Below are 18,260 nucleotides of genomic sequence, written 5' to 3' on the forward strand. Positions count from 1 at the left end.
CGGCGATACGACGGCGACTTGCCGGCCGGCGTTGTTACCAGCGGGGCAGCGCGGGCACCTGCCAGTTCTCGTGACCGTCCGCCCTGCGCATCGCGGCGGCGTCGTCGCGGTCACGCATCGCGGCGTACGACGCCTCGTCGAGCCAGCGGCGGTGCAGCCGGTCCAGGGCGTCGCGGTCGATCTCGACACCGAGCCCGGGGGCGTCGGAGACGGGCAGCCGGCCGCCGGTGAAGGTGTGGCGGCGGGTGATGACGTCCTCGGTCTGCCAGGGGTAGTGGCTGTCGCAGGAGTGGTCGAGGTTGGGGACGGTGGCGGCGACGTGGGTCATCGCGGCGAGGCTGATGCCCATGTGGGTGTTGGAGTGCATGGACAGGCCGACGCCGAAGGCGCGGCAGACGGCGGCCAGTTCGCGGGTGGCCCGCAGACCGCCCCAGTAGTGGTGGTCGGAGAGAACGACCTGCACGGCGTCGGTGAGGAACGCCTCGCGGATCTCGGGAACGGTCGTTACGCACATATTGGTGGCGAGCGGAACATCCGTCCCGGCGGACACCTCCGCCATGGCGGCCGTCCCGGGTGCCGGGTCCTCCAGGTATTCGAGGACCCCTGCCAGCTCCCCCGCGACCTTCAGGGAAGTCTGCGGCGTCCAGGCACCGTTGGGGTCCAGCCGCAGGGGCTGTCCCGGGAACGCTTCGGCGAGCGCCCGTACGGCGGCGATCTCCTGGTCGGGCTCGAAGACGCCGCCCTTGAGCTTGAACGAACGAAAGCCGTGCTCGGACACGAACCGCCGCGCCTGCGCGACGATCCCCGCCGGGTCGAGCGCGGCCCCCCAGTCGTCGCTCTCGCCCGCGTTGGCCGGGTGCCGCTCCCAGCGATAGAAGAGATACGCGCTGTACTCGACGTGATCGCGCACCTTGCCGCCCAGGAGTGCGTGCACGGGCAGCCCGTACGCCTTCCCGAGCGCGTCCAGGCAGGCCACCTCGAAGGCGGACACGACGGACAGCCGCAGCTTGTCCGCCGTCTGCACGCCGCGCAGCCCGCCGACGTCGATGGCGTGCTCCACACGCGCGTGGTCGACGCCGACCCGCTGCGCGAGCGTGAACAGCCCGTTCAGATCCGCGACCGAGTGGCCGGGGAGCAAATCGGCGTAAGGACGGGCCAGTTGGAGGTACTTGGTGTCGCCGTACGTCTCGCCGACGCCGGTGATCCCGTCCGCCGTGACCACCTCTACGACCAGGCGGGGCGTGTATGGCTGGTGCACGCCTTGGACGTTGAAGAGCGGTGGGTCGGAGATGAGGACGGGGGTCAGCCGGACGTCGGTGATGGTCAGGTCCGCCACAACAACTCATCTCCGTATGCAGACGACGTCCACGTATGAGAATGCAGCGTAGAGAGGCGCCCGCGAAGGCGTCAACGGCCGTGACGCGGGCGCCTGGAGAAACTCAGAAGACGTACGCGTCCACCTCGGCGAGATACGCCGCCCTGCGCTCCTCGTCGTGGTCGAGGAAGGCCGCCAGGAAGGAGTTGCGGGCGAGCTCGCGCAGCTGCTCCTGCCCGAGACCGAGCGCTTCGTGCACGGCGTAGAAGGTGTCGCCGACGTAGCCCCCGAAGTAGGCGGGGTCGTCCGAATTCACGGTTACCAGCAGCCCGGCTTCCATCATGTCGCGCAAGGGGTGCTGCTCCAGGATGTCGATGGCCCGCAGCCGTACGTTCGACAGCGGACACAGCGTCAGCGGCACCCGGTCGCGCACCAGTCGCTCCACGAGTGCCGGGTCCTCCATGGCACGCAGCCCGTGGTCGACGCGCTCGACGCCGAGGATGTCCAGCGCCTCCCAGATGTACGCCGGCGGCCCCTCCTCCCCCGCGTGCGCGACCTTCCGCAGCCCCAGGGCCTCGGCAGCCTCGTACACCTCGCGGAACTTCGACGGCGGGTGCCCGACCTCCGCCGAGTCCAGGCCGACGGCCGAGATCCGGTGCAGATACGGCTTGGCGGCGTCCAGCGTCTCCAGCGCCGACTCGGCGGACTGGTCACGCAGGAAGCACATGATCAGCTGCGTGGAGATCCCGTGCCGCTCCTCGCTCCGGTCCAGGGCGCGGGAGAGCCCCTCGACGACCGTGCCGATGCCCACACCGCGCGCGGTGTGCGCCTGCGGGTCGAAGAAGATCTCCGCGTGCCGTACGCCCTGTGCGGCGGCCCGCGCCAGGTAGGCGTCGGCGAGCCGGTCGAAGTCGTCCTCGGTGCACAGGACGGCCATCAGCGCGTAGTAGAGGTCGAGGAAGGACTGGAGGTCGTCGAAGAGGTAGGCGCGGCGGAGCTCTTCGGTGGTGGAGTAGGGCAGTACGACGGCGTTGCGGGCGGCGAGCTCGAAGGCCAGCTCGGGTTCGAGGGTGCCTTCGATGTGGAGGTGGAGTTCGGCCTTGGGGAGGTGCATGAGGGGTCGTCTTCTCGTTCAGTGGCGCTTGGGGAGGGGCACCCGCAGCAGGTCGGCGGCGATGGTCAGCTCGCCGTCGAACCCGGCCGCGCGGGCCTGCTGTTCGAAGGCTTCGGGATCGTGGTAGCGCTGCGAGAAGTGGGTGAGGACGAGGTGGCGTACGCCGGCTTCGTGCGCAACGCGGGCGGCCTGGCCGGCCGTCAGGTGGCCGTGCTCGGCCGCGAGTCGTACCTCCTCGTCGAGGAAGGTCGACTCGATGACGAGCATGTCGCAGCCTTCCGCGAGGGCGTACACGCCGTCGCAGAGCCTGGTGTCCATGACGAACGCGAAACGCTGCCCGCGCCGCTCCTCGCTGACCTGGTCGAGCGTGACACCGCCGAGCTGCCCGTCGCGCTGGATGCGGCCGACGTCGGGCCCCTTGATGCCGTGCTCGGCGAGCAGGGAGGGCAGCATGCGGCGGCCGTCGGGCTCGGTGAGCCGGTAGCCGTACGACTCGACGGGATGGGACAGCTTGACCGCGTCGAGGACGTACGAAGAGCCGTTGGCCAGCGGCCCGTCGGCGGCGACCGGCGATTCGTTCAGCAGGACCGTCTCGCGGTAGGCCGTGGCGTACCGCAGCCGGTCGAAGAAGCGCTGCCCGCTCGCCGGGTAGTGCGCGGTGACGGGGTGCGGGACGCGGTCGAGGTTTATCCGCTGGATCACGCCGGCGAGGCCGAGGGAGTGGTCACCGTGGAAGTGGGTGACGCAGATCCGGTTGATGTCATGCGCGGCCACGCCGGCGCGCAGCATCTGGCGCTGGGTGCCCTCGCCGGGATCGAACAGGATGCCCTCGCTGTCCCAGCGCAGGAGGTAGCCGTTGTGGTTGCGGTGCCGGGTGGGGACCTGACTGGCGGTGCCGAGGACGACCAGTTCTCGTGCGGACACTTGGGCTGCCTTATCCGGGGGGCCAGTTGAGGCCGCGTCCGCCGAGGACGTGGGCGTGCGCGTGGAAGACGGTCTGGCCCGCTCCGGAGCCCGTGTTGAAGATGACGCGGTAGCCGGTACGGTCGACCTTCTCGTCGGCGGCGACATTGCCGGCCTCGGTCAGCAGGTCCGCGAGGACCTGCGGCTCGGCGGCCGCCAGTGCGGCGGCGTCCGGGTGGTGCTCCCTGGGGATGACCAGGACGTGCGTCGGCGCCTGGGGGTTGATGTCGCGGAACGCGACGGTCGTGGGCGTCTCACGGACGACGTCCGCGGGCACCTCCCCGGAAGCGATCTTGCAGAACAGGCAGTCTGCCTGCGGTTGTCCCGCCATGGTCCTGGCCTCCTCGAATGCGGCTGGATCAGGATGTACCGATACCGATCAAGTATGGCCGCATGCTATCCGCCGGTGGCGGCGGGCCAGCCGTGGCGGGCTCCGAAGCGGGTCGGCCTTGCGGCCATGGCTGCGCGCATGCCGCGCATGCCGCGCATGCCCCTCGGGCCATTTCCCCACCCCAGCAGCGCCGCCCACGGCCGGGAGGCGGCTCCGGTTGTCCTGGAGCGTTGATCGCGTCTGCGATGGGGGCCGCCCACGGGGAAACTCCGGCAAGTGGCCGTTCATCGTTGCCGGGTGGCAGGCTCGGTGAGTGGGGCGCGGAAGGTTGAGGGGGCGGCTCGGCCCCGGGCTCAGCGACTGCGGCAACGGCCGCTGGTGCGGGCATCCCCATTCCCACGCACACGCGCACCCACGCCGGAGGGCGGCCGAAGTCTCCGGTCGACCTGCGGACTCGTGTCTGCGCGGGTGGGGCGCGCGAAGTTGTTTCCGGGCTTGCGGATGCGATGAACCCAACACATGACGCATGTGGAGGCCTTGCCGATACGTCGAAAGTGGGGCAAATGGTGTGGGCGGGTTCGTCTTTTGGTGGGTTCGTCGCATTCGGCCGGGTCGAGAGGGTCCAGCCGACGCGCGAGCGGGAAAGCCCCGCAGGGCCCCAGCATCCGTCTCAGGACCAGCGGCCCGTGCGCCCCAGGAGCAGCGCCGCCGCCGCGGTACCGGCAGTCGACGTACGCAGCACACTGCTCCCCAGCCGGTACGGCTTCGCCCCCGCCTCGGCGAACACCGCCAACTCCTCCGGTGACACGCCCCCTTCCGGTCCCACGACCAGCACGATGGAACCCGTGTCGGGCAGTCCGGCCGTGGCGAGCGCGGCACTGCCCGCCGACGCGTCCTCGTGGAGGACGGCAGCGAAGTCGGCCGTGGCCAACAGCGCGGCCACCTGCTTCGTCGTCAGCACGTCCGCGACCTCCGGGAAGCGCAGCCTGCGCGACTGCTTGCCCGCCTCCCGCGCCGTCGCCCGCCACTTCGCGAGGGACTTCGCGCCCCGGTCGCCGCGCCACTGCGTGATGCACCGGGACGCCTGCCACGGCACGATCGCGTCGACGCCGGTCTCCGTCATCGTCTCGACGGCCACCTCACCCCGGTCGCCCTTGGGCAGCGCCTGTACGACGGTGATGCGCGGCTCCGGCTCCGGCTCCGCCGTCACGTCCGTCACCTCGACGGTCAGGCGGTCCTTGCCCTCGGCCGCCAGCACCACGGCCGCCGCGCCCCTGCCGAGTCCGTCCGTCAGTACGACGTGCTCCCCCGCGTGCAGCCGCCGCACCGAGACTGCATGCCGCCCCTCGGGACCTTCGAGTACGAACTGGCCCTTCGCCGGTACGGCGTCCACGACGAACACCGGCGCCGTCATGCCGCACCGCCCGGGCCCCGCAGCGCCAGCGCCGCGCGCGCGGCGTCGCTCTCGGCGGCCAGGACCTCGACCAGCTGCCCGGCCGGCATCTCGCGCGCCATCCGGTGCCCCTGCCCCGCCCACAGCGCCATGCCCTGGGCGTCGCCCGCCTTGGCCGCGGCCTTGCGCAGGCCGGAGGTGATGTGGTGCACCTGCGGATAGGCGGCGGGGGCGTACGGCCCGTGCTCGCGCATGAAGCGGTTGACGAGGCCGCGTGCGGGGCGTCCCGAGAACGCCCGGGTGAGTTCGGTGCGTACGAAGAGTGGATTGGTCATGGCTTGCTTGTGGAGAGTGTTCGCGCCGGATTCGGGGCAGACCAGGAACGCCGTGCCGAGCTGCGCGGCGTCGGCGCCCAGCGCGAGGACTGCGGCGATCTGCGCGCCGCGCATCACGCCGCCCGCCGCGATGATCGGCAGCTGCACGGTCTCGCGTACCTGCGCGACGAGGGAGAGAAGGCCGATGCCGGTGCCGTCGTTCTTGGGATCGTCGCGGTGCGTTCCCTGGTGGCCACCGGCCTCTATGCCCTGTACGCACACGGCGTCGGCGCCGGTCCACTGCGCGGCCTGGGCCTCTTCGGGCGTGGTGACGGTCACGACGGTGAGCGTGCCGGCCTTCGCGAAGGCGTCGAGGACGGGGCGCGTGGGGCAGCCGAAGGTGAAGGAGACGACCGGGACGGGGTCGTCGATGAGGATGGCCAGCTTGGCTTCGTAGCCGTCGTCGGCGCAGTTGTCGGGTTCGCCGAGGGGGGTGTCGTACCAGTCGGCCTCGCCGGCGAGCTGGTGACGGTAGACCTCCACGGCGGCCGGGTCGACCTGGCTCGGCTGCGGCATGAAGAGATTGACGCCGAAGGGGCGGCTCGTGAGCCCCCGCAGCTGCTTGATCTCCTCGTACATGCCGTCCGCCGTCTTGTACCCGGCGGCAAGAAACCCGAGACCGCCGGCCTCGGAGACGGCGGCGACGAGCTGAGGACTGGATGCGCCGCCCGCCATGGGGGCCTGCACGATCGGATAACGGCAAAGATCGGTCAGTGCGGAGGACATGAACGCATAGTTTCATGCCCTCCGCACTGCGCCCGAATCGAGTCGCCTAGCGGCCGTTGAAGGCGTCCTTCAGACGCGAGAACAGGCCCTGCTGGCCGGGCTGGAACTGACCCGTCGGGCGCTCCTCGCCGCGCAGCTTCGCGAGCTGGCGCATCAGGTCCTCCTGCTGCGGGTCCAGCTTCGAGGGGGTCAGCACCTCGACGTGCACGATCAGGTCGCCACGGCCGCCGCCCCGCAGGTGCGTGATGCCGCGCCCGTGCAGCGGGATCGACTGACCGGACTGCGTGCCCGGGCGTACGTCGATCTCCTCGATGCCGTCGAGCGTTTCCAGCGGGCACTTCGTGCCCAGCGCGGCCGCCGTCATGGGGATCGTGACCGTGCAGTGCAGGTCGTCGCCGCGCCGCTGGAACACGGAGTGCGGCAGCTCGTGGATCTCTACGTACAGGTCACCGGCGGGGCCGCCACCGGGGCCGACCTCACCCTCGCCCGCGAGCTGGATCCGCGTGCCGTTGTCGACACCGGCCGGGATCTTGACCGTCAGCGTCCGGCGCGAACGCACGCGCCCGTCACCGGCGCACTCCGGGCACGGAGTCGGTACGACCGTGCCGAAGCCCTGGCACTGCGGGCAGGGGCGCGAGGTCATGACCTGGCCCAGGAAGGACCGGGTGACCTGCGAGACCTCGCCGCGTCCGCGGCACATGTCACAGGTCTGGGCGGAGGTGCCGGGTGCGGCGCCCTCGCCCGAGCACGTCGTACACACGACGGCCGTGTCGACCTGGATGTCCTTCGTCGTACCGAAGGCCGCCTCGTTGAGGTCGATCTCCAGCCGGATCATCGCGTCCTGGCCGCGGCGCGTGCGCGAGCGCGGGCCGCGCTGCGACGCCGTACCGAAGAAGGCGTCCATGATGTCCGAGAAGTTCCCGAAGCCACCCTGGCCGAAGCCGCCGGCTCCAGCGCCCGCCTGCGAGAGGGGGTCGCCGCCGAGGTCGTAGACCTGCTTCTTCTGCGGGTCCGACAACACCTCGTACGCGGCGTTGATCTCCTTGAAGCGCTCTTGCGTCTTGGGATCGGGATTCACGTCCGGGTGGAGCTCACGCGCCAGCCGCCGGAATGCCTTCTTGATCTCATCCTGGGAAGCGTCGCGGCGTACGCCTAGTACGGCGTAATAGTCGGTGGCCACTTACGACTCCGCCAGGATCTGTCCGACGTAACGTGCCACTGCGCGTACCGCTCCCATCGTTCCGGGGTAGTCCATGCGGGTCGGTCCGACCACGCCGAGTTTCGCGACTGCTTCGTCGCCCGAACCGTAGCCGACTGCGACGACGGACGTGGAGCTGAGCCCTTCATGGGCGTTCTCGTGACCGATTCGTACAGTCATGCCTGAGTCCGTTGCCTCACCCAGCAGCTTGAGGAGCACGACCTGCTCCTCAAGGGCCTCCAGCACCGGCCGGATGGTGAGGGGGAAATCGTGTCCGAAGCGCGTGAGATTGGCGGTGCCGCCGATCATCAGGCGCTCCTCGGTCTCCTCGACCAGAGTCTCCAGGAGGGTGGACAGGACCGTCGAAACGGTGCCTCGGTCCTCCTTGTCGAAGGAGTCGGGAAGGTCCTGCACCAGCTGCGGTACGTCCGCGAAGCGGCGCCCGACGACCCGGCTGTTGAGCCGGGCGCGCAGGTCCGCGAGCGACGTCTCGCCGAAGGGTGCCGGACAGTCGATCATGCGCTGCTCGACCCGGCCGGTGTCCGTGATGAGCACGAGCATCAGGCGGGCGGGAGCCAGCGCGAGCAGTTCCACGTGCCGCACCGTCGAGCGGGTCAGCGACGGGTACTGCACGACGGCGACCTGCCGGGTCAGCTGCGCGAGCAGCCGGACCGTACGGGCCACGACGTCGTCGAGGTCGACCGCCCCGTCCATGAAGTTCTGGATGGCGCGGCGCTCGGGCGACGACAGGGGCTTGACGCCGGCGAGCTTGTCGACGAAGAGGCGGTAGCCCTTGTCGGTGGGGATGCGGCCCGCGCTCGTGTGCGGCTGGGCGATGAAGCCCTCGTCCTCCAGGGCGGCCATGTCGTTGCGGACGGTGGCCGGTGAGACACCGAGCTTGTGGCGCTCGGTGAGCGCCTTGGAGCCGACGGGCTCCTCGGTGCCCACGTAGTCCTGGACGATGGCGCGCAGCACCTCAAGTCTGCGTTCGCTGAGCATCTCGCACCACCTCCAGATGGTCGGTCGTTCGGTGTCTTCTGGCACTCACCGCGGGGGAGTGCCAGCAGTCCCCGCCCAGTGTACGGCTGGCAGGTACGCCCCTAGCAAGGGCGGCCGGTCACGTTACCGCGCCAGTCGTCGTGCGACGGCCCTGTTCAGCGGGCGCCTGCACCGGGGGTGGGTCTAGCGTCGGGGTATGGACCTCAGTTGGGAAGAGGCAGGCTGGGAGCGGCTCGCACTGGGCGTGGGGCGGCGGCGTATGCCCGTCTGGGACGCCACGGTGGGCCTGGTGGCCGGGGGTGACGGCGGGGCGCTGCTCATCGACACAGGGGCGACGCTGCGCGAGGGCGCGCAGTTGCGCGCCGAGGCGCAGCGCCTTCTGGGCCCCGGCCGAAGAGTGACGCATATCGCGCTCACCCACCCGCACTTCGACCACGTCTTCGGCACGGCGGCGTTCGCGGGAACGGAGGTGTACGGGGCGGTCGGCATCGACGATCTGCTGCGGCGGGGCAGGGAGGCGCTGCGGGACGACGCGGTACGGCACGGTGTCGACCGGGGCGCGGCGGCGGAGGCGGCGGACGTACTGGTCGCGCCGCACCACACGGTGTGCGGCGAGTGGACGCTGGACCTGGGCGGCGGCCGCCAGGTGCTGCTGGCGAACGTCGGCCCGGGGCACAGCGGTCACGACCTGGCGGTGCTGGTGCCGGGCAGTCCCGTGGTCGTCTTCTGCGGCGACCTGGTGGAGGAGTCGGGCGCTCCCCAGGCGGGCCCGGACGCGCACCCCGCCTTCTGGCCGGCGGCCCTGGACCGGCTGCTCGCGCTGGGCGGCGAGAACGCGGCGTACGTGCCGGGGCACGGGGCGGTGGTGGACGCGGCGTATGTGCGGGCGCAGCGTGACGCGTTGGCGGCGCGATTCGAGGTGTGACGCTGGGGCGTGACGCCGTGGTGTGACGTCAGAATGGCCCCATGCGCAGCCGACAGTACGGGCCGGATCTGACTCCGCCCTGGAAGAAGCCCGTCCCCGTTCCCGAAGTCCCCGCCGAGACCGATCTTGTCGTGGAGGAGGTCGGCACCGGATTCTGCGGGGCGGTGATCCGGTGCGAGAAGACGGCGCAGGGGCCGACCGTCACCCTGGAGGACCGCTTCGGGAAGCACCGGGTGTTCCCGATGGAACCCCGCGGCTTCCTCCTGGAGGGCCGCGTGGTCACCCTGGTACGCCCGCCTTCCGCTGCGACGCCCCGGCCGACCCGTACGGCGTCGGGCTCGGTGGCCGTACCGGGGGCGCGGGCGCGGGTCGCGCGTGCGGGGCGTATCTACGTGGAGGGGCGCCACGACGCGGAGCTGGTCGAGCGGGTCTGGGGCGACGACCTCCGCATCGAGGGCGTGGTCGTCGAATACCTGGAGGGCATCGACGACCTTCCCGCGATCGTCGCGGACTTCGCCCCGGCGCCGGACGCACGCCTGGGCGTCCTGGTAGACCACCTGGTCCCCGGCTCGAAGGAGTCCCGCATCGCGGGGCAGGTCTCGGACGCGAACGTCCTGGTCGTCGGCCACCCGTACATCGACGTGTGGGAGGCGGTGAAGCCGTCGGCGGTGGGGATCTCTGCCTGGCCGAGGGTGCCGAGGGGGCAGGACTGGAAGACGGGGGTGTGCGGGGCGCTGGGATGGCCGGGGAACACGGGGGCGGCGTGGCAGCGGATTCTGGCCTCTGTCCACTCGTACAGGGATCTGGAGCCGGCGCTGCTGGGGCGGGTGGAGGAGCTGATCGATTTCGTTACGGCCCCTGAATTCGGCTGAGCCCCCGGGCAACTCCAGCCCCTCCGGCGTTTGAGGAGCGGGGTCTGGGGCAGCGCCCCAGGTGCCCCCGGCGCAGCGGCCCGGCGCACCCCGGCGCCCCTGGTCAGTCCACCAGGTCCCGGACCACCGCATCCGCCAGCAACCGCCCGCGCAGCGTCAGCACTGCCCGCCCAGCGGCGAACGGCTTCCCCGCCAGCAGCCCCTCGTCCAGCGCCTGCTCCGCCGCCGCCAGGCCGGCCGGCGCCAGCAGCGACAGCGGGCAGCCGTCCGCGAGCCTGAGCTCCAGCAGGATGCGCTCCACGCGCCGGTCCTCCGCCGGGAGCACCTCGCGCCCGGCCCCGGGAGAGCGCCCCTCCCCCAGCGCCTGCGCGTACGCCCCCGGGTGCTTCACGTTCCACCACCGCACCCCGCCCACATGGCTGTGGGCGCCAGGCCCCGCGCCCCACCAGTCCGCTCCGCGCCAGTACAACTCGTTGTGCAGGCACCGCGCATCCGCCGAAGTGGCCCAGTTCGACACCTCGTACCACTCAAACCCCGCCGCCGACAGCGCCGACTCCGTCATCAGGTACCGGTCGGCGTGCACGTCGTCGTCCGTCATCGGCACCTCACCGCGCCGGATCCGCCGCGCCAGCTGCGTCCCCTCCTCCACGATGAGGGCGTACGCACTCACATGGTCGGGACCCGCCCCGATCGCCGCGTCCAGCGACGCCTGCCAGTCCGCGTCGGACTCCCCCGGCGTGCCGTAGATCAAGTCGAGGTTTACGTGCTCGAAGCCCGCCGCCCGCGCCTCCGCGACGCACACCTCCGGCCGCCCCGGCGTATGCGTACGGTCCAGAATCTTCAGCACGTGCTGCTTCGCGCTCTGCATGCCGAACGAGACTCGGTTGAAGCCGCCGGCCCGCAGCTCCTCCAAGTACGCCGGATTCACCGACTCCGGATTCGCCTCCGTCGTGATCTCCGCGTCGTCCGCGATCCCGAATTCGTCCCGGATCGCCCCCAGCATCCGTACGAGATCACCCGCCGCCAGCAGCGTCGGCGTACCCCCGCCCACGAAGACCGTCCGTACTTCACGCCGGTCGTCGCCGAGCACCTTCCTCGCCAGGCGCACCTCCTCCACCAGCGTGTCCGCGTAGTTGTCGCGCGAGGCCAGCGCACCGCCCGAACCGCGCAGCTCGGTCGCCGTGTAGGTGTTGAAGTCGCAGTAGCCGCAGCGGGTCGCGCAGTACGGAACGTGCAGGTAGAAGCCGAGCGGCCGCTCGGCCGCGCCGGCCAGGGCGTGCGGTGGCAGCGCCCCGTCTTCGGGCATGGGCTCACCGTCGGGCAGTACAGAAGGCATGCCCCCATTGTCACAGCTCCGGTCACATTGCCGGGGTCACACTGCCTGGAGGACCAGCAGCGCGACGTCGTCGTCCGGCGGCGTCGGCGAGAAATCGTGCACCTCGCGCATGATCCTTTCTGCGACCCCCTGCGCGCTCAGCCCCACGCACCGCCCGAGCGCCGCCGCCAACCCGTCCGCGTCGTCGAACATGCGCCGCCCGGAACGCCGCTCGGTCACGCCGTCCGTGACGCAGAGCAGGGTGTCGCCCGCCTGGAGGACGAAGGTCTCGCTGTCGTACGTCACGTCGTCGAGGACGCCGAGCAGCATCTGGGAGACGGCGGCCGGCCGTACGCTCCCGTCGGGCCGGAGCACGAGCGGCAGCGGATGCCCGGCGCAGGCGAGCGTGCAGCGGACACCGCCGCCGTCCTCGGCCGCGAGCGGCACCAGCTCGCCGTACAGGAGCGAGAGGAAGCGGGGCTGCGGCGGCGCGTCACGCAGGCCGACGAGGCCCCCAGTAGTCCCAGCAGCCCCTGAAGCCCCGGCCACCGCCATCCTGGCCGTCGCCTCCGCGGCCTCCACCGCGTCGTCCAGCAGCAGCCCGTTGAGCCGCCCCAGCACCTCCCCGACCGCCCGGCCCTCGCGCCCCAGCAACCGCAGCCACGGCCTGACGAGGCCGGTGACGACCGCCGCCTCGGGCCCGTTGCCCTGGACGTCGCCGAGCGAGAAGGACCAGCTGCCGCTCGCGCCGGGGAAGACGTCGTAGAAGTCGCCGCCCGCGACGCCCTGCCCGCGCGGCTCGTAGACGAGGGCCTTCTCGATGCCCGGGATGTCGGCCATCTGGCCCGGCAGCAGCGCCCGTTGCAGAACACGGCTGATGGTGGCCTGCCGGGTGTACTGGCGGGCGGCGGCGACAGCCAGCGCGACCCGGCGTACGAAGTCCTCGATCAGGCCGGTCACTTCGTCGGGCATCTGCGCCAGTCCCGCTCGCCCCAGCATCAGCGTCCCGAGCCCGCGCCCGCCCGCGATCAGCCGGTACGCCACGGCGGCGCCGTCACCACCGTCAGCACCCTCAGTACCGGCAGTACCTTCAACGCCCCCCAGATCCTCCACGCCCGGCCACGGCACCGGCACCGGGCCGCCGCGAGCGGAGTCCGGCACGGCGGGCGGCTCCTTCTCGACGCGCCCGCGCAGTTCCTCGATGCTGCACTCGCGCTGGTGCCAGACGCGGGCGAGGCGAGGCACCGCGCCCTCCTCCTCCAGCCACACAGCGCACCAGTCCGCGAGCCTCGGCACCAGGAGCTGGGCGGCGAGCGCCGCGATCATGTCCTCGTCGAACTGGCCCGTCAGCAGGTCGGACGCCTCGGCGAGGAACGAGAGCGCACCCCGGTTGATCCAGTCGCTGTCGTACTCGCGCGCGGCCCGCCGCGGTACGGGCGCGAGGATCTCGACGGCGCGCAGCCCGCGCTGGAGCGCCTGGTCGGCGATGTCGGCCGGTCCTGTAGCCATGGCCGAGTGCACGGCCGGGAGCATGGCCGGGAGTACGCCGTCGATCGCGATCCGGGCCCAGATGGTCTTGAGGCCGGTGCGGTAGGTGACGCCCCAGCACGCGGAGAGGGCGGCGACGAGGTGCAGGCCGCGCCCGAACTCGTGCCCGCCGACCGCGGGCGATCCGCCGGGTTCGTTCCGTACCACGCGGGCGGGATGGTGGTCGGAGACCTCGACGACGAGAGCGGCGGGATCGTCCTCGGTCGCTTCCTCCAGGTGGCACACCAGCTCGACGTTGGTACCCGCGTGGACGACCGCGTTGGTCACCAGCTCGTTGACGAGGATCACGGCGTCGTCCGCGAGCTGGTCGGTGAAACCGCCGGCGGCGGGCAGCCCGAGCCCGGTCCATTCGGCGAGCGCGGCCCGCACGAAGCGCCGCGCGGCGGCGGGCGCGAGCGGGTTCCCCGGCAGGCTGGTCCAGGCGGCCGAGTGCGGGTCGGACAGGCCGCCCGGCAGGTGCGTCGAGCGGTACGTACTCTCCCGCTGCCTAGGAATGGACCCCACTGGCCGGCTCCCCGTCGGTTCTCTGTTGACGCCGCCGCTGGCGACATGGAACAGAGTGACAGACTGAGGCCGCACATAAGCGCGGAGTCACCGAAGTGGTCGAAATGTGCCGGAGTTGTGAACGAACCGCGCGGGCGAAGCCGTTGCCGGCCCCGCCCGCGCCACCGCCCTGTCAGCCGTCAGGCCTCGCGCCTCACGCCTCGCGCGAGCCCGCGTACATCTCCTCGATGAGGTGCTTGTACTCGCGCTCGACGACCGGCCGCTTGAGCTTGAGGCTCGGCGTCAGCTCACCGTGCTCGATGTCCAGGTCGCGCGGCAGCAGCCGGAACTTCTTGATCGTCTGCCAGCGCTGCAGGCCCTCGTTGAGCCGCTGCACGTAGCCCTCGATGAGCTCCTGGGTCTTCTTGTCCGCGACGACCTCGGCGTACGACTTGCCCTCCAGGCCGTTGTCCTTGGCCCAGCCGAGGATCGTCGGCTCGTCGAGCGCGATCAGCGCGGTGCAGTAGTTACGGTCCGCGCCGTGCACCAGGATGTTGGAGACGAACGGGCACACCGCCTTGAACTGGCCCTCGACCTCGGCCGGCGCGATGTACTTGCCGCCCGACGTCTTGATCAGGTCCTTCTTGCGGTCCGTGATGCGCAGGTATCCGTCGGCCGACAGCTCGCCGATGTCCCCGGTGTGCAACCAGCCGTCCGGCTCCAGCACTTCGGCGGTCTTCTCGGGCAGCTGGTGGTAGCCCTGCATGATGCCGGGGCCGCGCAGCAGGATCTCGCCGTCGTCCGCGATGCGCACCTCGGTGCCGGGGAGCGGCTTGCCGACCGTGCCGGTGCGGTAGGCCTCGCCCGGGTTCACGAAGGAGGCGGCGCTGGACTCGGTCAGACCGTAACCCTCCAGGATGTGGATGCCGGCGCCGGAGAAGAAGAAGCCGATGTCGGGCGCGAGCGCCGCCGAGCCGGAGACGCAGGCGCGCAGCCGGCCGCCGAAGGCTTCGCGGATCTTGGAGTAGACGAGCACGTCGGCGATCTTGTGCTTGGCGGTCAGGCCGAAGGGCGCGGAGGCGGTGCCCGTGCGGCGGAAGTTGTCCTGCGTGACCTTGGCGTACTCGCGGGCGACCTCGGCCGCCCACTGGAAGATCTTGTACTTCGCGCCGCCGCCGGCCCGCGCCTTGGCCGCCACGCCGTTGTAGACCTTCTCGAAGATGCGCGGCACGGCTGCCATGTACGTCGGCTGAACCACCGGCAGGTTCTCGATGATCTTGTCGACGCGGCCGTCCACGGCGGTGACGTGCCCGGCTTCGATCTGTCCGGAGGTCAGGACCTTGCCGAAGACGTGCGCGAGAGGCAGCCACAGGTACTGCACATCCGTCGCGCTGATGAGCCCGGTCGCCACCGTGGCCTTCGCCATGTACGACCAGCAGTCGTGCGGCAGCCGTACGCCCTTGGGGCGGCCCGTGGTGCCGGAGGTGTAGATGAGCGTCGCGAGCTGGTCGGAGGTGATTGCCTCCACCCGCTCGGTGACGGCCTGCGGGTGCTTGGCCAGGTACGCCGCCCCGCGCGCCTCCAGCTCGGCGAGTGTGAGCACCCAGCCCTCGGGGTCGTCCTCGGCCGGCTCGACTCCGGTGGCGTCGATGACGACGACGTGGGCGAGGTTCGGCAGGTCGGAGCGCCGCTCGCGTGCCTTGGCGAGCTGCGACGCGTCCTCCGCGATCAGCACCCGGCTCTCGGAGTCGGCCAGGATGTACGCCGACTCCTCGGCGTTGGTCGAGGGGTAGACGGTCGTCGTCGCGGCGCCGGCGCACATCACGCCGAGGTCGGCGAGGATCCACTCGACGCGTGTGTTGGAGGCGAGCGCGACGCGCTCTTCGGGCTGTACGCCGAGGTCGATGAGGCCGGCCGCGATGGCGTACACGCGCTCGGCCGCCTGCCCCCAGCTCAGTGACTTCCAGGCGTCGGGTCCCTGCCCGGCGGGGGCCGGTACGGGGTAGCGGTAGGCCTCGCCATCGGGCGTGGCAGCCACGCGCTCAATGAAGAGGGTCGCCACCGACGGCGGCCGGTTCTCGATCAAGGTCTGTGTGTCGCTCACGACGTCCTCCGGGCCTGCGCATACTGCACGACTGGCTGGTATTTAACTGGCGAGTAACCTTCGAGTGGTGATCAGAGTAAAGCGCGAGTGCCCGGGGCGTAAGGGCCTGCGGCACGCGGCTTCATAACGGAACGGCACCGTCGCGACCAGCATCTCCTCACATGCGAAAGCGCCCGTCCGTGAGTACGGAGGGCGCTTTCGTACGTGCTTTCGCACATGCTGTCGTATGTCGTGACTACTTCTTCTTGCCGCCGGAGTCGTCGCTGGACAGCACCGCGATGAAGGCCTCCTGCGGGACCTCCACGCTGCCGACCATCTTCATCCGCTTCTTGCCTTCCTTCTGCTTCTCCAGCAGCTTCCGCTTACGGGAGATGTCACCGCCGTAACACTTGGCGAGGACGTCCTTGCGGATGGCGCGGATGGTCTCGCGGGCGATGACCCGGGAACCGATGGCCGCCTGGATGGGGATCTCGAAGGCCTGGCGCGGGATGAGCTCACGCAGCTTGGCGACGAGCCGCACGCCGTACGCGTACGCCGCGTCCTTGTGCGTGACCGCGGAGAACGCGTCGACCCGGTCGCCGTGCAGCAGGATGTCGACCTTGACGAGGGAAGCCGCCTGCTCGCCGGTGGGCTCGTAGTCCAGGGAGGCGTAACCGCGCGTCTTGGACTTCAGCTGGTCGAAGAAGTCGAAGACGATCTCCGCGAGCGGGAGGGTGTAGCGGATCTCGACGCGGTCCTCGGAGAGGTAGTCCATGCCGAGCAGCGTGCCGCGGCGGGTCTGGCAGAGCTCCATGATCGCGCCGATGAACTCGCTGGGGGCGAGGATCGTGGCCCGTACGACCGGCTCGTACACCTCCGAGATCTTGCCCTCGGGGAACTCGCTCGGGTTGGTGACCGTGTGCTCGCTGCGGTCCTCCATGACGACGCGGTAGACCACGTTGGGCGCGGTGGCGATCAGGTCGAGCCCGAACTCGCGCTCCAGGCGCTCGCGGATCACGTCGAGGTGCAGGAGGCCGAGGAAGCCGACGCGGAAGCCGAAGCCGAGCGCCGCGGAGGTCTCGGGCTCGTACACCAGGGCGGCGTCGTTGAGCTGGAGCTTGTCGAGCGCCTCGCGCAGGTCGGGGTACTCGGAGCCGTCCAGCGGATACAGACCCGAGAAGACCATCGGCTTCGGGTCCTTGTAACCGCCGAGGGCCTCGGTGGCGCCCTTGTGCAGGGAGGTGATCGTGTCACCGACCTTGGACTGACGGACGTCCTTCACGCCGGTGATGATGTAGCCGACCTCGCCGACGCCGATGCCGTCGGACGGCGTCATCTCCGGGGAGGAGACGCCGATCTCCAGCAGCTCGTGGGTCGCGTTGGTGGACATCATGCGGATGCGCTCGCGCTTGTTGAGCCCACCGTCGATGACACGTACATAGGTGACGACACCGCGGTACGAGTCGTAGACCGAGTCGAAGATCATCGCGCGGGCGGGGGCGTCGGCGTTCCCGACCGGAGCCGGTACGTCCTTGACCACCCGGTCGAGCAGCGCGTCCACGCCGAGGCCGGTCTTCGCCGAGACCTTGAGTACGTCCTCGGGCTGGCAGCCGATGAGGTTGGCCAGCTCCTCGGAGAACTTCTCCGGCTGGGCGGCCGGCAGGTCGATCTTGTTGAGCACCGGGACGATGGTGAGGTTGTTCTCCATCGCCAGGTAGAGGTTGGCGAGGGTCTGCGCCTCGATGCCCTGGGCGGCGTCGACGAGGAGCACCGTGCCTTCGCAGGCGGCGAGCGACCGCGACACCTCGTACGTGAAGTCCACGTGGCCCGGTGTGTCGATCATGTTCAGGATGTGGGTCGTGCCCACGTCCGGGCCCTCGTTGGGGGCCCAGGGCAGCCGGACCGCCTGGGACTTGATCGTGATGCCGCGCTCGCGCTCGATGTCCATCCGGTCGAGATACTGGGCACGCATCTGCCGCTGGTCGACCACGCCGGTCAGCTGGAGCATCCGGTCGGCAAGGGTCGACTTGCCGTGGTCGATGTGCGCGATGATGCAGAAATTGCGGATCAGCGCCGGGTCGGTACGGCTCGGCTCGGGCACGTTGGTAGGAGTCGCGGGCACGCAGGGTCTCGTCTCGGGGCGATGTTGGATCGATACGTAGCTTCCATGGTCCCACGGACGGGCGGCGGGCCTCGGTTTGGGCCGTCGGGCGGGCCGCTGGTACGCTGAGCAGCTGTGTCTCGCATGCCCTCTAAGCGGCGCGGCACTCATCGAAGATCCAACGAACCTGTAGAGGCTCTTTCGTGGCGAACATCAAGTCCCAGATCAAGCGGAACAAGACGAACGAGAAGGCGCGCCTGCGTAACAAGGCCGTCAAGTCTTCGCTCAAGACCGCGATCCGCAAGGCCCGCGAGGCTGTCACTGCGGGCGACCTCGAGAAGGCCACTGTGGCCGTCCGCGAGGCTTCGCAGAAGCTCGACAAGGCAGTCTCCAAGGGTGTCATCCACAAGAACGCCGCCGCCAACAAGAAGTCGGCGCTGGCGCACAAGGTTGCCTCCCTGCAGGGCTGAGCACTCACTTGAATGACCTGCACCACCTGCATGACCGCCGGTAGGGACTC

At 70.5% G+C, this 18,260-nt stretch carries 15 protein-coding genes; 3 read left to right on the forward strand and 12 right to left on the reverse strand.

Annotated features, from left to right (window positions below):
- Nucleotides 1–34 precede the first annotated feature (34 nt).
- The 8 genes from J7E96_RS10595 to hrcA all read right to left on the reverse strand — a co-directional run bounded on the left by J7E96_RS10595 (nt 35) and on the right by hrcA (nt 8,413).
- Nucleotides 35–1,336, reverse strand: a complete 1,302-nt coding sequence (locus J7E96_RS10595; protein ID WP_215129878.1) for a glucarate dehydratase family protein — start codon at nt 1,334–1,336, stop codon at nt 35–37.
- Nucleotides 1,337–1,439: 103 nt separating this feature from the next.
- Entirely contained in the window at nt 1,440–2,429 is a 990-nt protein-coding gene (locus tag J7E96_RS10600; RefSeq protein WP_215129880.1) for an adenosine deaminase, read from the reverse strand.
- An 18-nt stretch (nt 2,430–2,447) separates the two neighbouring features.
- Nucleotides 2,448–3,353 carry a ribonuclease Z gene (locus tag J7E96_RS10605; protein ID WP_215129882.1) on the reverse strand — a complete coding sequence of 302 codons (906 nt, stop codon included), beginning with the start codon at nt 3,351–3,353 and terminating at the stop codon, nt 2,448–2,450.
- Between the two features lie 10 nt (nt 3,354–3,363).
- Nucleotides 3,364–3,723 carry a histidine triad nucleotide-binding protein gene (locus tag J7E96_RS10610; RefSeq protein WP_215129884.1) on the reverse strand — a complete coding sequence of 120 codons (360 nt, stop codon included), beginning with the start codon at nt 3,721–3,723 and terminating at the stop codon, nt 3,364–3,366.
- Nucleotides 3,724–4,393: 670 nt separating this feature from the next.
- Nucleotides 4,394–5,137 (reverse strand): 16S rRNA (uracil(1498)-N(3))-methyltransferase, encoded by a 744-nt coding sequence (locus J7E96_RS10615; protein WP_215129886.1) that lies wholly within the window; start codon nt 5,135–5,137, stop codon nt 4,394–4,396.
- Complete coding sequence (locus J7E96_RS10620; RefSeq protein ID WP_215129888.1) at nt 5,134–6,216, reverse strand: nitronate monooxygenase; 1,083 nt, start codon at nt 6,214–6,216, stop codon at nt 5,134–5,136. Before J7E96_RS10620 ends, J7E96_RS10615 begins: the two co-directional genes overlap by 4 nt.
- Before the next feature lie 46 nt (nt 6,217–6,262).
- Nucleotides 6,263–7,396, reverse strand: a complete 1,134-nt coding sequence (gene dnaJ, locus J7E96_RS10625) for a molecular chaperone DnaJ (RefSeq protein ID WP_215129890.1) — start codon at nt 7,394–7,396, stop codon at nt 6,263–6,265.
- Complete coding sequence (gene hrcA / locus J7E96_RS10630; RefSeq protein WP_214979493.1) at nt 7,397–8,413, reverse strand: heat-inducible transcriptional repressor HrcA; 1,017 nt, start codon at nt 8,411–8,413, stop codon at nt 7,397–7,399. It lies immediately after the preceding gene.
- A gap of 196 nt (nt 8,414–8,609) precedes the next feature.
- Here hrcA and J7E96_RS10635 point away from each other — a divergent pair, with 196 nt between their 5' ends.
- Together J7E96_RS10635 and J7E96_RS10640 are read left to right on the forward strand one after the other, a co-directional pair.
- A complete protein-coding gene (locus J7E96_RS10635) occupies nt 8,610–9,338 on the forward strand; it encodes an MBL fold metallo-hydrolase (RefSeq protein ID WP_215129892.1) in 729 nt (242 codons plus the stop codon).
- Between the two features lie 41 nt (nt 9,339–9,379).
- Nucleotides 9,380–10,210: a DUF3097 domain-containing protein gene (locus J7E96_RS10640; RefSeq protein ID WP_215129894.1), complete on the forward strand. Its 831-nt coding sequence runs from the start codon at nt 9,380–9,382 to the stop codon at nt 10,208–10,210.
- Between the two features lie 103 nt (nt 10,211–10,313).
- Here the strand turns inward: J7E96_RS10640 and hemW are convergent, their stop codons facing one another.
- The 4 genes from hemW to lepA form a co-directional block, all read right to left on the reverse strand.
- Nucleotides 10,314–11,546, reverse strand: a complete 1,233-nt coding sequence (gene hemW, locus J7E96_RS10645; RefSeq protein ID WP_215129896.1) for a radical SAM family heme chaperone HemW — start codon at nt 11,544–11,546, stop codon at nt 10,314–10,316.
- Nucleotides 11,547–11,582: 36 nt separating this feature from the next.
- Nucleotides 11,583–13,577, reverse strand: a complete 1,995-nt coding sequence (locus J7E96_RS10650) for a SpoIIE family protein phosphatase (RefSeq protein WP_374196654.1) — start codon at nt 13,575–13,577, stop codon at nt 11,583–11,585.
- 193 nt (nt 13,578–13,770) lie between these two features.
- Nucleotides 13,771–15,660 carry a long-chain fatty acid--CoA ligase gene (locus J7E96_RS10655; protein WP_215129898.1) on the reverse strand — a complete coding sequence of 630 codons (1,890 nt, stop codon included), beginning with the start codon at nt 15,658–15,660 and terminating at the stop codon, nt 13,771–13,773.
- 235 nt (nt 15,661–15,895) lie between these two features.
- Nucleotides 15,896–17,761 carry a translation elongation factor 4 gene (lepA, locus tag J7E96_RS10660; RefSeq protein ID WP_215129900.1) on the reverse strand — a complete coding sequence of 622 codons (1,866 nt, stop codon included), beginning with the start codon at nt 17,759–17,761 and terminating at the stop codon, nt 15,896–15,898.
- 182 nt (nt 17,762–17,943) lie between these two features.
- Here lepA and rpsT point away from each other — a divergent pair, with 182 nt between their 5' ends.
- Nucleotides 17,944–18,210, forward strand: a complete 267-nt coding sequence (rpsT, locus tag J7E96_RS10665) for a 30S ribosomal protein S20 (protein ID WP_214979475.1) — start codon at nt 17,944–17,946, stop codon at nt 18,208–18,210.
- Nucleotides 18,211–18,260: the final 50 nt, after the last annotated feature.

This window comes from Streptomyces sp. ISL-96 (assembly GCF_018614035.1).
Taxonomy (GTDB): Bacteria; Actinomycetota; Actinomycetes; order Streptomycetales; family Streptomycetaceae; genus Streptomyces.

Coding starts and splice junctions, on each gene's coding strand:
- J7E96_RS10600 (WP_215129880.1), bottom strand. CDS start 2,429: ATGCACCTCCCCAAGGCCGAACTCCACCTCCACATCGAAGGCACCCTC.
- J7E96_RS10610 (WP_215129884.1), bottom strand. CDS start 3,723: ATGGCGGGACAACCGCAGGCAGACTGCCTGTTCTGCAAGATCGCTTCC.
- J7E96_RS10615 (WP_215129886.1), bottom strand. CDS start 5,137: ATGACGGCGCCGGTGTTCGTCGTGGACGCCGTACCGGCGAAGGGCCAG.
- J7E96_RS10620 (WP_215129888.1), bottom strand. CDS start 6,216: ATGTCCTCCGCACTGACCGATCTTTGCCGTTATCCGATCGTGCAGGCC.
- hrcA (WP_214979493.1), bottom strand. CDS start 8,413: ATGCTCAGCGAACGCAGACTTGAGGTGCTGCGCGCCATCGTCCAGGAC.
- J7E96_RS10635 (WP_215129892.1), top strand. CDS start 8,610: ATGGACCTCAGTTGGGAAGAGGCAGGCTGGGAGCGGCTCGCACTGGGC.
- J7E96_RS10640 (WP_215129894.1), top strand. CDS start 9,380: ATGCGCAGCCGACAGTACGGGCCGGATCTGACTCCGCCCTGGAAGAAG.
- hemW (WP_215129896.1), bottom strand. CDS start 11,546: ATGCCTTCTGTACTGCCCGACGGTGAGCCCATGCCCGAAGACGGGGCG.